The organism is Mesorhizobium sp. LHD-90, assembly GCF_030929505.1.
Classification (GTDB): Bacteria; Pseudomonadota; Alphaproteobacteria; order Rhizobiales; family Rhizobiaceae; genus Kumtagia.
On record NZ_JAVFVV010000043.1, the window covers coordinates 1 to 13,779 of the forward strand.

Annotated in this window: 13 protein-coding genes, 1 tRNA gene and 3 pseudogenes; 8 read left to right on the top strand and 9 right to left on the bottom strand. The window is 63.8% G+C overall.

The window, feature by feature from the left end:
- Nucleotides 1-102: 102 nt before the first annotated feature.
- Together RB623_RS29805 and istA are read right to left on the bottom strand one after the other, a co-directional pair.
- Nucleotides 103-491 (bottom strand): annotated as a pseudogene (locus RB623_RS29805) (ATP-binding protein); the annotation flags it as partial.
- Between the two features lie 9 nt (nt 492-500).
- A pseudogene (gene istA / locus RB623_RS29810) lies at nt 501-1,959 on the bottom strand (IS21 family transposase).
- Here istA and RB623_RS29815 point away from each other — a divergent pair.
- The 3 genes from RB623_RS29815 (at nt 1,935) to RB623_RS29825 (ending at nt 2,768) form a co-directional block, all read left to right on the top strand.
- Entirely contained in the window at nt 1,935-2,093 is a 159-nt protein-coding gene (locus RB623_RS29815; protein WP_308060861.1) for a hypothetical protein, read from the top strand. The pseudogene istA and the gene RB623_RS29815 sit on opposite strands and share 25 nt — an antisense overlap.
- A 142-nt stretch (nt 2,094-2,235) precedes the next feature.
- Nucleotides 2,236-2,466 (top strand): hypothetical protein, encoded by a 231-nt coding sequence (locus RB623_RS29820; protein WP_308060863.1) that lies wholly within the window; start codon nt 2,236-2,238, stop codon nt 2,464-2,466.
- An 11-nt stretch (nt 2,467-2,477) separates the two neighbouring features.
- Nucleotides 2,478-2,768, top strand: coding sequence for a hypothetical protein (locus RB623_RS29825; RefSeq protein ID WP_308060864.1), 291 nt, complete (start codon nt 2,478-2,480; stop codon nt 2,766-2,768).
- A gap of 65 nt (nt 2,769-2,833) precedes the next feature.
- On the opposite strand, the gene RB623_RS29830 is transcribed toward RB623_RS29825, so the two are convergent.
- Together RB623_RS29830 and RB623_RS29835 are read right to left on the bottom strand one after the other, a co-directional pair.
- Nucleotides 2,834-2,908 (bottom strand) — tRNA-Glu (locus RB623_RS29830).
- Nucleotides 2,909-2,986: 78 nt separating this feature from the next.
- Nucleotides 2,987-4,180 carry a D-Ala-D-Ala carboxypeptidase family metallohydrolase gene (locus tag RB623_RS29835; protein ID WP_308060866.1) on the bottom strand — a complete coding sequence of 398 codons (1,194 nt, stop codon included), beginning with the start codon at nt 4,178-4,180 and terminating at the stop codon, nt 2,987-2,989.
- A gap of 648 nt (nt 4,181-4,828) precedes the next feature.
- Between RB623_RS29835 and RB623_RS29840 the strand changes: the two genes are divergently transcribed.
- Entirely contained in the window at nt 4,829-5,143 is a 315-nt protein-coding gene (locus RB623_RS29840; protein WP_308060869.1) for a hypothetical protein, read from the top strand.
- A gap of 45 nt (nt 5,144-5,188) precedes the next feature.
- Here the strand turns inward: RB623_RS29840 and RB623_RS29845 are convergent, their stop codons facing one another.
- Complete coding sequence (locus RB623_RS29845; protein ID WP_308060870.1) at nt 5,189-6,517, bottom strand: DNA polymerase IV; 1,329 nt, start codon at nt 6,515-6,517, stop codon at nt 5,189-5,191.
- A gap of 68 nt (nt 6,518-6,585) precedes the next feature.
- Here RB623_RS29845 and RB623_RS29850 point away from each other — a divergent pair, with 68 nt between their 5' ends.
- Nucleotides 6,586-7,158, top strand: coding sequence for an N-acetyltransferase family protein (locus tag RB623_RS29850; protein ID WP_374121762.1), 573 nt, complete (start codon nt 6,586-6,588; stop codon nt 7,156-7,158).
- A gap of 216 nt (nt 7,159-7,374) precedes the next feature.
- Nucleotides 7,375-9,864 carry a M10 family metallopeptidase C-terminal domain-containing protein gene (locus RB623_RS29855; protein WP_308060873.1) on the top strand — a complete coding sequence of 830 codons (2,490 nt, stop codon included), beginning with the start codon at nt 7,375-7,377 and terminating at the stop codon, nt 9,862-9,864.
- Nucleotides 9,865-9,902: 38 nt separating this feature from the next.
- On the opposite strand, the gene RB623_RS29860 is transcribed toward RB623_RS29855, so the two are convergent.
- Both RB623_RS29860 and RB623_RS29865 read right to left on the bottom strand, forming a co-directional pair.
- Nucleotides 9,903-10,556 carry a hypothetical protein gene (locus tag RB623_RS29860; RefSeq protein WP_308060874.1) on the bottom strand — a complete coding sequence of 218 codons (654 nt, stop codon included), beginning with the start codon at nt 10,554-10,556 and terminating at the stop codon, nt 9,903-9,905.
- Nucleotides 10,553-10,840, bottom strand: coding sequence for a DUF3572 domain-containing protein (locus RB623_RS29865; RefSeq protein ID WP_308060876.1), 288 nt, complete (start codon nt 10,838-10,840; stop codon nt 10,553-10,555). Before RB623_RS29865 ends, RB623_RS29860 begins: the two co-directional genes overlap by 4 nt.
- A gap of 228 nt (nt 10,841-11,068) precedes the next feature.
- On the opposite strand from RB623_RS29865, the gene RB623_RS29870 reads away from it, so the two are divergent.
- Together RB623_RS29870 and RB623_RS29875 are read left to right on the top strand one after the other, a co-directional pair.
- Nucleotides 11,069-11,440: a response regulator gene (locus RB623_RS29870; RefSeq protein ID WP_308060877.1), complete on the top strand. Its 372-nt coding sequence runs from the start codon at nt 11,069-11,071 to the stop codon at nt 11,438-11,440.
- Nucleotides 11,441-11,477: 37 nt separating this feature from the next.
- Nucleotides 11,478-12,851 carry a PleD family two-component system response regulator gene (locus RB623_RS29875; protein WP_308060879.1) on the top strand — a complete coding sequence of 458 codons (1,374 nt, stop codon included), beginning with the start codon at nt 11,478-11,480 and terminating at the stop codon, nt 12,849-12,851.
- A 447-nt stretch (nt 12,852-13,298) separates the two neighbouring features.
- Here RB623_RS29875 and RB623_RS29880 read toward each other — a convergent pair whose 3' ends face one another.
- On the bottom strand, nt 13,299-13,589 hold the full coding sequence (locus RB623_RS29880) for a hypothetical protein (RefSeq protein ID WP_308060881.1): 291 nt from the start codon (nt 13,587-13,589) through the stop codon (nt 13,299-13,301).
- Nucleotides 13,590-13,640: 51 nt separating this feature from the next.
- A pseudogene (locus RB623_RS29885) lies at nt 13,641-13,779 on the bottom strand (IS481 family transposase); the annotation flags it as partial.

Sequence of the window (13,779 nt, forward strand, 5' to 3'; positions counted from 1 at the left end):
GGCGTGAGACGGGCATTCTTATGAATGTTCATTCGGACCCTCCGACGAATCTGAAGCGTGGTAACTCCAGTCTCCTCGGTCAGGTCCGAATGGACAACCTTCTGAAAGCCCACACCTAGCCGCCTGTCTGCCGAAGGCACAGGCCAGCCATGACTTGCCGGTGCCAGTCTGGTCGTGACGATCAAATTCTCATGGGCGGTGAGCCATTGCCCCTGGGCGAGCGCCAGGGTGTTGCGCCGGTCGAGACCACGGGAAGCGGCAAAATCGATATCTTCGATGCAGGCCTGGGCAAAACGTAGCTTGGCGGAGGCGAGCCGGTTATGGATGCGCTTGTCGGCCCGCAGGGTGACCTCGTGGTCGAGCATCAGGCCGAGCCACTCATCGCGGCTGAGCTCATTGGAGCCGGACTGTTCGGCCAATTCGCGCCAGGCGGCGGCCATGCCGGTCAGCCCGAGGGCCTGCATCTGGTCGAGGGTTGGGTTTGTCAGCATTTGCTTCCTTCACTGGTAATAGGAACGGCCATGGATATTGGTGTGCGCAGGCATGGGCGCCGCGTGTTCAGCCTGCGGTTGCTGCCGGTCGAGGCCGGATTTGAGCGACGGAGGAGTAGGCGGTGGCATTGATGGTGAGCGCCCGCTCACAGGCCGCATCGAGGCGCTGCGATCCATAGCGCGGCGCCAGCGACGAATGCCCATGGCCGAGCGGTATCCCTGTTCCGGATGCGGCCTGTCGCGCATCATGCGTTCGACCAGGATGGCGGCGTTGGGACCGATCAGGGTCGCTCGACCGATCAGATTGGCCGGCGTGGTGTTGGCGTAACGCTGATGCGCCTTGGGCATATGGTCGTTGACGGTGACGTGGCCGGAGCGCTGGGAGCGGCGGACATGGCTGGCGACACGCTGGTGATCGTGGAAGATCTCGACCACCCGGTGGGTGAGCCGCACCTGGAGGGTGCATCCGATCAGCCGATGCGGCACCGAGTAGAAGGTCTTGTCGACCTCGACATGGTAGTCGGGATGAACCTTCGCCGACTTCCATTCCGCATATTCGAATGGTGTGGCCGGCAAGGGCTTCAAGGTTGCCCGCTCGATCTCCTCAAATAGTTCGCGGCGGCTTTTGCCGACATGGCGCATCGGCAATCGCCGTGTTGAGGGCGGCAAGCGAGAAGAAGGTACGGTTCCGGAGCCGGGCGAGGATCCATCGCTCGACGATCAGCACCGCGCCCTCGACCTTGCCCTTGTCGCGTGGCTTCCGGCTGCGGGTCGGCAGGATCGTGGTGTCGTAATGCTCCGCCATGGCGGCGAACGTCGCCGTCAGTGTCGGCTCGAACCACAGCGCCCTGGCGACGCCGGCCTTCAGATTGTCGCACACGATCGCCTTGGCGACCCCGCCGTAGAAGGCAAGCGCTCGTACCTGGCCGTCGATCCAATCCGGCAGCCGCTGGCTGAAGCTGGCATGGGCGAAGGTCAGGTTGGAAGCGCCCAGCACCGCGACAAAGATCTGCGCCGGATGGATGACGCCAGTCGCCGGATCGATCACCGGCACCGTCGGCCCGGCATAGTCAGTCTGCATCACGGCGCCCGCCGCGTGCCGATTGCGGAACACGGCGCTTGTCCGCTGCCGGAAGGCGGCAAACCGCTCACAAAACCAGATGAAGCCATAGCCGTCGGGATGGCTGGCGCGGTATTCCTGCCATAGAAGCGTCAGCGTCACGCCCTTGCGCTTCAGCTCCCGGGCAACCAGGGGCCAGTCCGGTTCACTCAGATCCTGCGGCGGTCGGCCGGCACGGCCGAACAGCAGCCGCTCCAGTTGTGCATCGTCATCCGAACCGGCCGGCAATGGCCACAGCCCGGCTTCCCGAGCACGGAGCAAATAGGTTGATACTGAGCTCTTGCCGATCTTCAGCCGCTCGGCAAGGTTCAGCGGTAGCCGCAATGACCGGCAAGGTCGATGAGACAACGCCGCTGGGAACGGCCATTGTGACCATGCAGGCGCTGTCCCTCGATGAACTGACGGAGTTCGCCAAGGCGGTGCAGGCGCGGATTGTGGATCTGGCCGTGGCGCAGGAGCGCACGCTCAAGCTGGCCGCCTGACATCGGGCTGCCGACGGCCACGCGGATCGTCGGCCTAACCACGCGAATTCAAAGTTTTGAGGGCGGCAGCCGCTGATCGCGGTGCCGAGCTTGTGAGCTCATGTGTCTTATGAAATCGCCCACAAAGTACAAGGAGAATGGAATGGAAGAACAATCGTATGAACTAACAGAGGAGGGCAGGAAGTTGATCGCCGATATGCTTCTTGAGCTCTGTGTTGTACTTGACATGCATTACGACGACGGCGACATGCATGCGTTGGAGCCGTCGTTTGAGCTGATCGGCAACGGCGTTGCGCTCCTTGGCCGGCTCTCCGTCACCCTGCACCCCGACGTCGATGCAATTCGGGCGCGATACAACAGATCTAATCAGTGAGGACGCACAAGATGGCAATCCAAAAAGGCCGCCGCATGAACTGGCACTACAACCCCGCTCTGTCGAGCGCGGACTATTTCGCGCTCGCCTGTAAGAGGGCTCGTTACGGGGACGTTCCCAGAAACTTCGAGTGGGTGATCGAACACGGCAGCTTCGACTTCGGGGCAGCGCCCGAGCACGTCGAGTGGCTGCTAGACCCGAACAATGTTGAGGCTGCGAACCGTAAACGTGCAGCTCTGGCGGCGATGGGGTCTATCGCTCATCTGGTTCCGGAGGACGAAAAGCGAACAAACATTGTCTAACAGGCGGCTCCCATTAGACAATTGCCGCCCCAAGTCATTGAAATTGCATGACGCGGAAGAAGAGTTGGTACGCCCAAGGGGAATCGAACCCCTGTTACCGCCGTGAAAGGGCGGTGTCCTAACCGCTAGACGATGGGCGCAGCCGACGCGAGGCTTATAGTCGGTTCGATCGTCGCGGGCAACCCGCCCGCAACCAGGAAATCACGCCTTTTCCCCATCTACTTGCGGCGGCGGCAACGCCAGTTCCAGTCGCGCTCCGGCCCGACGTCCACATGTACGGAATTGGTATGACAGTAGGTGCCGACGCCGCCGCGGCCGGGCATGGAGCGCAAGAAATTCGCAAGTTCCAATTTGCCGACGCCGGGGACCTGGATGTCAGCAGCCGCGCAATACATATGCAGCGAATTCTTGGCGCCGCGTGCACGGATGTTGCGGATGCGGCTGCGATAGCCGGAGGTCACCATGAGCTTGCGGCCGTAACGCTGCTCGATGGTCTTGAGCACGCGCACCAGAGACGGTTTCAGGCAGGCGACATCGACGCTTTCGGTCTGCTTGAGCAGGCCGTTCGGCGCGAGCCGCGCCATGCCGGCCGCGGAAGCAAGCTGGATCGAAGCGCCTTCGTCTTCCTCGTGCAGGTCGACGTCGCTGTCGTCGTCGATGCCGGACTTGCGCTTGATCTCGAAGAGCGCCGTCGTCCGCACGCCGGGCAGGCCGTTGCCGTCGCTGCCATAGGAGGCGAGCACGATGGGTTTGCGCGCCGGCTGGTCGAGGTTGAGCACCGGCTTAGCGTCCGTTTCCTCTTCGATCACCGGTTTTCCTGGGCGGTTCTCGATGAAGGCGGTGGGGGTCTGATTCTCGATCACCGCCTTGCCCGGCTGCTGGCGCTGCGAGGCCGCAGCCGTGCTGCGTCCCGGCGTGATCATCGGCGAGGGTGCGGCCGAGGCCGGTTTCGCGCCGAAAAGCGAGGCGAACAGCGTTTTCTTCTTCGGAGGCTCGGACGGCGCGGTCTCGGCGGCAGGCTGGGCGTCTTCGCCCTGGACGGCTGCCGTGGCCGGTGCGTCGGCCGCAGCGCCGGTTCTTGCATCCGGAGCCGGGGTGCCTGAGGCCTGCTCGCCAGCGGTCTCGACAGGCTTCGTGGTCTCGCCAGCCGCTGTCTTTTCGCGCTCGGTGGTCCTGGCGGCTTGCGCCAGCGCGGTTTCCGCTGCCTGCGGCGACGGAGTCTGCGGCGTGGCGGGGAACGCGGCTACCGGATTGGCCGTCGGCAGGTAGGCGACCTGGTCGGGAAGCCGGCCATCGCCATCTTTCTGGGTGGCGGAAGCCGTGGCGGTAGCCTGCTCGGTGGTTTCGCTGAAGCCGGCGCCAGTCTGGGCAGGCGCGGAGGCAGCCAGGGCAGGGGAATTGTAGCCGGGCATTCCGGCCCCGAAGTCCGGCGTGCCTGAGGACGTGCAGGAGGCAAGCAAAATGGAAACGAGCGCTGCGAGAACGCCAATGCCGGCAACAGATGCGCTACGCGTTCCCCTTACTCGCAAACCGCTTCCTTCCCTCGCATCCGGCAGCTTGAACTGCAGTTACAGTCTCAGTTCAGACCCAAAAGCCACGCCCCCTGACGCGAGAGAGACGAAATGGGCGAATCTCGATCCCCAAAGCCCATTGTCGAGCTATGAAGGAAATAAGGCAACATCAAGGTCGATCGCCATGATTTTGCCCGCTTTCCTAATGGCGGAGGCCATTTCCGGTGGGCGACCATCGAGGTTCCGGGCGGGGCCGGATGTGAGCATCCAATGGCGACAGTGTCGACGTCGCGGTGATGAGCATCCGTGCATCCTGTGGCCCAGCGCGAGAAACGGCAACGAACTCCTGCGGGCCGGCTCGACGGCTTTCCGGTCCGGCGCCGCCGCTTGCGCGGTGATCCGGCACATATCGCCGCCGGACGTTTCCCGGTATTGTCTCGCTGACTCGAATGGTCGAGGCGGGCCGCGTGACAGCAGACACGCGCGCCGGCACTGCTTGCCGTCCTCCAGCGCCTCACAGCGGACCTGTTTCCGCTTGGTGGCCGCCAGATGCGCACGGCGGAGCGGGTCGCGACCGGCCTGCTTGCCGACTATCGCCGCAAGGCCTCACTGGTGGTGACGCCGCTGCACCATGCGGCGAGCCCCTGCATCGCCGCCGGCATACCGGTGATCATCTGCCGCCGGGCTTTCGATTCGCGCTTCACCTATCTCCGGCAACTTTTGCCGGTCTATACGCCGGAAAATTTCCATGAGATCGACTGGCGACCGGCGCCCGTCGACATCGGCGGCATTCGAGCGAATCTCCTGAACCTGGTTGGCTCCGAGATCGCACGGGGCCGCGAGGGACTCGCCTCGCGAGTTTGACAAGATTCCGCTCAAGGACCAGAGCCCGTCGACCGGCCACCCATCTCATTCCTCCTGATGTTCCGGCGGGTTGGCATCGCGGCCTTTGCCAAAGGTGTAGCCGGTCTCGACCGCCTTCTTGCCGAACTTGTCGCGCAGGGAGTCGATGGCGCCTTCCGCCATGGCGCGCTTGCGTGCGCGTTCGTCGACAAGGTCGGGCGGATCGGCGCGGCCATCGTCGGAAAGATCGCTGACGCCGATGCCAAGCAGGCGGTATTTTGTGCCGTCCGCTTCCTTCTCCAAGAGCTGGAGCCCGGTCTGAAAGATGCGGTCGGCCAGCCGCGTCGGATCGGCAAGCTGGCGGTTGCGGGTGCGGATCTTGAAGTCCTGCGTCTTCAGCTTCAGCACCACGGTGCGGCCCGCGATATGCGCCTTCTTCAGCCGCGCCGAGACCTTTTCGGATAGAGCCCGCAGCACCGGCACGAGATCGGCCATCGAGGCGAGATCCGCATCGAAGGTGGTTTCGGCCGAAACGCTTTTGGCGTCGCCGCCGGGATCGACCTGGCGGGCGTCCTGGCCGCGGGACAGCCGGAAAAGCCGGTCGCCCATCGTGCCGTAGCGGCGCATCAGGTCGCCGCGCTCCATCGTCTGCAACTGGCCGATGGAGCGGATGCCATCCTGCTCCAGCGTCGCGGCGAAAGCTTTTCCCACGCCCCAGATCAGGGTCACAGGCTGACCGGCGAGGAAGGACGTGGCTTCCTGCTCGCCGATGACGGCAAAACCGCGCGGCTTTTTCAGGTCGGACGCCACCTTGGCGAGGAACTTGCAGTAGGAAAGGCCAATCGACACTGTGATGCCGATCTCGTTCTCGACCTTGCGCGCGAAATCGGCCAGCACCAGCGCCCCAGGCCGGGCATGAAGCTTCTCTGTGCCGCCGAGGTCGAGAAAGGCCTCGTCGATGGAGAGCGGCTCGACCAGCGGCGTCAGCGCCTGCATCATGGCGCGAACCTGCCCGCCGACGCGGACATACTTTTCCATGTCGGGCGGCAGCACCACGGCGTCGGGACAGGCCTCCAGCGCCTTGAACATCGGCATGGCCGAGCGCACGCCCCTGATGCGGGCGATGTAGCAGGCTGTGGAGACGACGCCGCGTTTTCCGCCGCCGATGATCAAGGGTTTGTCGCGCAACGCCGGATTGTCGCGTTTTTCCACGGCCGCGTAGAAGGCGTCGCAGTCGATATGGGCGAGATGCAGCCGGTAGAGTTCCGGATGGCGGCAGAGTCGCGGGCTGCCGCATCGCGCGCAACGCGGCGTGTCGCGCGGCTGCGGCGTCAGGCAGTCGCGGCAGAAGCCGTGCTCGGGATTGTTGACAGACGCTGCCATCGATGCGAACATAAGAGGAACATCGCGGATGATAGGACAGTGGAGCGTCGCCCGCAAGGAGCGGCGGCTGAGGAGTCGTGGTGGAATCGGTCAAGCCCCTGACACCGGACCTGTGGCCGGCTTTCGAGGATCTGTTCGGCAAGCAGGGCGCTTGTTATGGCTGCTGGTGTACGCATTTCCGCCTGCCGCCGGCGCTGCGCCGCGATAACGACCGGCAGCGCAACAAGGACCATATTCGTCAGCGGATCGAGGCGGGACCGCCGCCAGGGCTGCTCGCCTTCGAGGACGGCAAGGCGGTGGGCTGGATGCAGATCGGCCCGCGCGCCGACGTACCGGAGTGGAACAACACCGGTCGCGTGTCGTCGCCGCTCGACATGGGCGACAAGGACGACTTGGCTGTCTGGGCCATCTCCTGTTTCTTCATCCGCGGTATGGCGCGGGGCAGGGGGCTGTCGCACCGGCTGGTCGAGGCGGGCATCGCCCATGCGCGGCGGAACGGAGCGCGGCTGCTCGAAGCCTGTCCGATGGACCGGTCGAAGGATTCCCGTTCCATCGGGCTGTTTGTCGGCTCGACTCGGGTGTTCGAGAAGGCGGGCTTTGCGCGCGTCGCCGAGCGTCGTGCGGGGCGGCCATTGGTGCGGCTGGAGTGTTGAGGCGTCTGTCGTGCGTGCCGACAACCGCCTGCCTCTGCGTCTGCGGGCCGAAGTGACAAGCTGCCTGCCAAGCGGATGTGGCGCGGCGGCATTCAGATGGTGGAATTCGATGCGAGGTGCGGGCAGCGGATAGAGGAACCGCTTACCAAGCCGGATATCCTCATGCCATAAGCAGCCGGCAGCAAGCCTACACGATGGGTTGCAAGGGGGAAGAATATGCCGGACATCATCGAGATCGCCGACGCGGCCGCCAGCAAGAACACTGCCTACACGCTGGGTATCGGTCAGACCGCGCAGGGCTATCTGACCAGAAGCGGCGGCGTGACCGAGCACGACTGGTACAAGGTCAACCTCGTCGCCGGCCAGACCTACACTTTTGCGCTGGCTGCCACCGGCGTCGCCAGTGACAGCCTGGAGGATCCGTTCCTGCGCCTGCGCAACAGCAGCGGCACGCAGATCGCCTTCGACGACGATGGCGGCCCGGACCAGTTCTCGTCCATCACCTACAAGGCGACCACCACCGGCACCTATTATCTCGATGCAGGCGCTTTCGACAGCAGCACCGCGGGGCAATACGGCATCTCGGCGGCGCTCGGTGGCAAGGCCCACTACGACGCGATGATGGGCGCAGGCGATTTGACCAGCCTCGGCCTCTCCTGGAGCACGCCGGGAACGCCGGCGAACGTCACCTGGGGCGTGCGTACCAGCTTTGCGGGCAGCACCGACGCGCAGGGAAACAGCGCACCGTTCAGCCAACTCAGCGCCCAGCAACTCGCTGCCGTCCGGATGGCGCTCGGCGATATCGAGGACGTTGCAAACATCACCTTCAGCCAGGTAAACCCGGGTGGCACGACCAACAGTGCGACGATGCTGTTCTCGAACTATTTTTCGACCGACGATGGGGCCGGCGCCTACGCGCAGTACCCCGGAAACGCTTCCGCCTCCGCCGACGACGGCGACGTGCGTCTCAACACGGACAGCGTCTCCACCACGGATCTTCCGCGCGGCAGTTGGGCTTATTCGACTGTGCTGCATGAGATAGGCCATGCGGTCGGCCTCGCGCATCCGGGAGACTACAATGCCGCGCCCGGCGTCGAGATCACCTATGACGAGCACGCGCAGTTCGTCGAGGATTCCTATCAGTATACCTTGATGAGCTACTTCCTCGAGACCAACACGACCGAAGCCTTCGGCAGCGATCCGGACACGCTGATGCTCTACGACGTGCTGGCGCTGCAGCAACTCTACGGCGCCAACATGTCGACCCGCACCGGAAATTCGGTCTATGGCTTCGGCGCCAACACCGGCGATCTCTTCGACTTCACCGAGAACACCGATCCGGTCCTGTGCATCTGGGACGCCGGCGGCATCGACACGCTCAATGTATCCGGTTTTTCGCAGAACCAGGTCGTTGACCTGCGCGATGGCAAGTTTTCGAACATCGGCGGCTTCAAGGGCAATGTCTCGATCGCCGTTGGCGCGGTGATCGAGAACACCATCGGTGGCAAGGGGGCGGACACGCTGGTCGGCAATGCTGCCGCCAACACGCTGCGGGACGGCGCCGGCAAGGCCGACATGCTGAAGGGGCTCGCGGGCAACGACACCTATCAGATCTACACGTCGGCCACGAAGATAGCCGAGACCTCGTCCGGCGGCACCGCCGACCGTATCAACGCCGCCGTCGACTATGTGCTGGCTGCCGGCGTCTACGTCGAGATCATGGCCACCAACGGCTCGACCGGCACTGCCGGCATCGATCTGACCGGCAATGCGCTGAAGCAGGACATCACCGGCAACGCCGGCGCGAACGTCCTGCATGACGGCGGCGCCGGCGCGGGGGACATCCTGCGCGGGCTCGGCGGCAACGACACCTACCGCGTCTACAATTCCGGAGACGTCGTCATCGAATCCTCGACTCAGGGCAGCGCCGACAAGGTTTTGGCGGCAGTCGACTATGCCCTTGGCGCAGGAGTCCATGTCGAATTCCTCGCTACGGACAGCGCCGCGGGAACGGCGGCGATAGATCTGACCGGCAACGCGCTGAAACAGGACATCACCGGCAATGCTGGCGCCAACATCCTGCACGACGGTGGAGCGGGCGCGGCAGACGTGCTGCGCGGGCTCGGCGGCAACGACATCTATCGGGTGTTCAATACCGCGGACGTGATCGTCGAAAGCTCGTCGCAAGGCGCGGCGGACAGGATCATGACGGCGGTCGACTACAAGCTCGGCGCCGGCGTCCATATCGAGGTGATCACCACCAACGGCTCGACCACAACCGCTGACATCGATCTGACCGGCAATGAGATCGGCCAGGAGATAACCGGCAATTACGGCAACAACCGGCTTGAGGGCAAGGGCGGCAAGGACACGCTGCGTGGCCTGGCAGGTGACGACACGTTCGTCTTCGCCACGGCGCTCGGTTCCGGCAACGTCGACACGATCACGGATTTCAACGTTACCGACGATCGTTTCCTGCTGTCGGACGCCATATTCACGGCGTTGAATACGGGAGTGCTGCTCACGAGTTATTTCCGGGCGAATACGACGGGCCTGGCGCAGGACTCCAACGATCATGTTGTTTACGAGACCGATCTCGGTCGGTTGTTCTACGACGCGGACGGTACTGGCTCGGCTGTCGGTGTCCTGTTTGCCACGATCACCGCGGGGCTGGCGCTTACAGCAGCGGATTTTTGGGTGGCCTGATCGGCGCCTTTGCCGTGGCCGCCGCTCCTCATGCCGCTCTAAAGGCCCAGGGCCGCCGCAATCCTCGGTTCCGCTTCCCGCCAGTCGTCGACGATCTCGATGTTTTCGGGCAGCGGCGGCAGCAGCAAGCGCATTGCCGGCATCGCCATCAGGTGGAAGAGATGCGCCTCGCTGACGGCTGCACGCACCGAAATCAGATTGTGCGGAATGTCATCGACAAAGGCGACCGGACGGGACGTAGCGCCGCGCAGCGCCCGGATCGCCGGCCCTTTAGCGGTTTCGGTGGTGAGTAGGGGATAGGGGAGGCCCAGCAGGTCGAGATGCGCCCGCCGCGTCGCCCGGTGGCGGTGTGGCATCGCCGTCAGCATGACGATCTCGGCATTCCTGGCCAGCCCGGCGATGGCGTCGACGGCGCCGTCGAGCGGCGTCTGCCATTCGGCCTGGGCCGCGAAGAAAGAATCGATCAGCGCCGAGACCGGTTCTCGGTCAAGCACTTCCCCGGTTTTCTTATGGCGGATGTTGCCGTGCAGCCGGAACGTCGCGAGCGTCAGTTCGAGCCCCTGTGCATCGAGGAACAGCATGAATGGGCGTATGAACTCCATCAGCACATCGTCGACGTCGAGCACCAGAAGCGGTCTTGTGTCGAGCGACAGTTCCGCGATCTGGCGCGCTGTCTCGGGATCCTCGCTCACGTCGAAGCCAGATAGTCGTCGTCGCCTGTGGGCAGAGCCTTCAACGCCGCACCGACCGCCGCCGGCGCGATGCCCGCCTGTTCCGCGAAGGCGGCAAGCGTCGGTTCGTGAGCCAGGATGAAGCGCAGCACGCCGGCGAGGAAACCGGGTTCGCGCGCTGCCTGCCGGATCTGGTGCGCCTCAATGCCGGTCAGTGCCAGGAAGCGCGGCAATAATGCGGGGTCTCCGGCAAGGTAGGCTAGGGCCGAAATGGCGAGGGCTTCGGCATCCTGCCGGGTGGTCACGACCTTCTTTGTCATACTCGATGCGACCTGGCTGGCAACTGGCGACTCCGCCCGCAAAACACTATCTGACGGAAGTAGCGACACCCGCCGCGACCTGCAAGCCGCCGAGCCGACAACCTCCGGTTTCCGTTTCGTAAATTTTCTGGAGATATGGTGCGGCGGGGGTTGGCTCGCGGGTCCCGGATATGGGGTTTGGAGGCAGGCGGGGCTCCTGCCGGGGAAAGGCGAATGGCCAAGAAAGTGATGATCGTCGAGGACAACGAGCTCAACATGAAGCTCTTCCGCGACCTGATCGAGGCGAGCGGCTACGAGACGGTGCGCACGAGGAACGGGCTGGAGGCGCTCGATCTGGCGCGAATGCACCGGCCGGACCTGATTCTCATGGACATCCAGCTACCCGAGGTCTCCGGCCTCGAGGTCACCAAATGGCTGAAGCAGGATGACGATTTGCACACGATTCCGGTGATCGCCGTCACGGCCTTCGCGATGAAAGGTGACGAGGAGCGTATCCGACAGGGCGGCTGCGAAGCCTATATTTCGAAGCCCATTTCCGTGCCGCGCTTCATCGAGACGATAAAATCCTATCTGGGCGACGCATGAAGGTCGCCTTTGTTCTGCACCGGAGCCTACGCAGCCGATGACCGCGCGGATCCTCGTCGTAGACGACATTCCAGCGAATGTGAAACTCCTGGAAGTGCGGCTGCTCGCCGAATATTTCGAGGTGCTGACCGCATCGAACGGTGAGGACGCGATCGAGACCTGCGAGAACGGCAAGGTCGACGTGGTGCTGCTCGACGTGATGATGCCGGGTATGGACGGTTTCGAGGTCTGCCGCAGGCTGAAGGCCGATCCGGCCACCGCGCACATACCGGTGGTGATGATCACGGCGCTCGGCCAGGCCTCTGACCGCGTCAAGGGTCTTGAGGCAGGCGCGGACGACTTCCTCACCAAGCCGGTGAGCGACCTGCAACTGATGACGCGCGTCAGAAGTCTGGTGCGGCTGAAGACGCTGACCGACGAACTGCGGCTCCGCGCGGCGACCACACGCAACATCGGCATCGAGGAACTTTTGTCGCGCCGCCTGCCGGAGGAGGAACAGACGCCGAAGCTGCTGCTGGTCGACGAGCGCGCGGCCTCGGGGCGGCGCATCCGCGAGATGCTTGCAGGCAAGATGGACGTCGATGTGGTCGCCGAACCGCAGGCCGCCTTTTTCCAAGCTGCAGAAGCGCCCTACGAATGCGTGCTGATCTCGACCGCCATGACTGGGTTCGATCCGTTGCGCCTCTGCTCGCAGATACGCTCGGTAGACCGAACGCGCTTCCTGCCGATCGTCCTGCTCGCCGATGCCGGCGACGAGGCGCGTATCATCCGCGGCCTCGAGCTCGGCATAAACGACTACCTGGTCCGCCCGATCGACGAGCACGAGCTGACGGCGCGGCTGCGCACCCAAATCAGGCGGAAGCGCTACAACGACCACCTGCGCGCCAGCGTCACCCAGACGATCGAGATGGCGGTCACCGACGGGCTGACCGGACTGCACAACCGCCGCTACCTCGACAGCCATCTCAAGACGCTGTTTGACCGGGCCCTCTCGCGCCGCCGGCCACTGTCGGTGCTGATCCTCGACCTCGATCGGTTCAAGACGATCAACGACACCTACGGTCACGACGGCGGCGACGACGTGCTGCGCGAATTTGCGCGGCGGCTGCGGCGCAACGTGCGCGGCATCGATCTCGCCTGCCGCTACGGCGGCGAGGAGTTCGTCGTGGTCATGCCGGATACCGACGCGGCGATCGCCGCCAAGGTCGCGGAGCGTCTGCGCGCCGAAATCGAGCGCAATCCGTTCACGGTAGGCAAGGACGGCGAGGCTGTCAACGTGACGATCAGCGTCGGCGTGTCCTCGGTGCTGCGCGGCAAGGACAAGGTCGAGGACGTGATGAAGCGCGCCGACCTCGCGTTATATGAAGCGAAATCCGCCGGTCGCAACCGGGTTGTGGCCAAGGCCGCCTGAGCAATGTCACAAGGTGTTGACTGAGAGCGATCGGTCGGAAAAACGTTCCCGTTACCGCGGTTTTTTGACCGTTTGCCGGCTGCCTTTGATGGTTTCGCATTTACCTTAACACCGCACTTTGGCCCAGTGTGGTTAAGAAACTATTGATTTCTAAGTCTTCTTGCGTGACGATCGGGTCCGGGACAACAAAGCGCCACAATTGCCCAAGCTAATTTGGTGCTGTCAAAGTTACCCCATGATGCTCAGGTCCGCCGCATCTCCTGGGTCCGTGGGGTCGGCCGGCCGGCGCTGGCACACAGTGGCCTCCTCGTACCGCTGCCAGATTGCCGGCCGGCCCCCAATTCCTTCCCCGAACCTCGATCGGCACACCGCGCCGTCCACGATTGTCACCGAAGAGACGCCGGAACGTCATCATCGACTGACCACCGGACGTCACGTCGTTGATCTTCAATAGGTAGATATGCACTTCTTGACGGTGCAGGACTTCTTGTCGGCCGTCGGCACGCTGGCGAACGAGATCGTCTCGCGGTTGTCGCAGAAGCGGGCATCCGACACGTAGCGGCTGTAGATCGGCAGGCCCGGATTGGATTTGGAGCGATAGTGCAGGATCGCCGATCCACTGGACTTCACCGCGGCCTGCACCTGCGCGCAACTCATGTTGGTGATGGTGTAAGCGGTATCCGCCAGCGCCGCGGAGGCCAGCACCACGACCGCAATGGCTGCCAGGATCGTTTTCATCGTCTGCTCCTTTCCGCCCCGGTTGAGGATGATCGCCAAGAGCGGGGCGCGCTAGCTGTGGAGCCTCAAGGGGTTGTCCTCGGTTAGTCCGAGGCGGCTGATTGGTGTTTTGGACTTTAGGCTGCCATGTGGGCGATGCCAATTGTATCGGTGAAGCCAGATGGGAAGTTCACCGGCTCGGTGGTTTGAA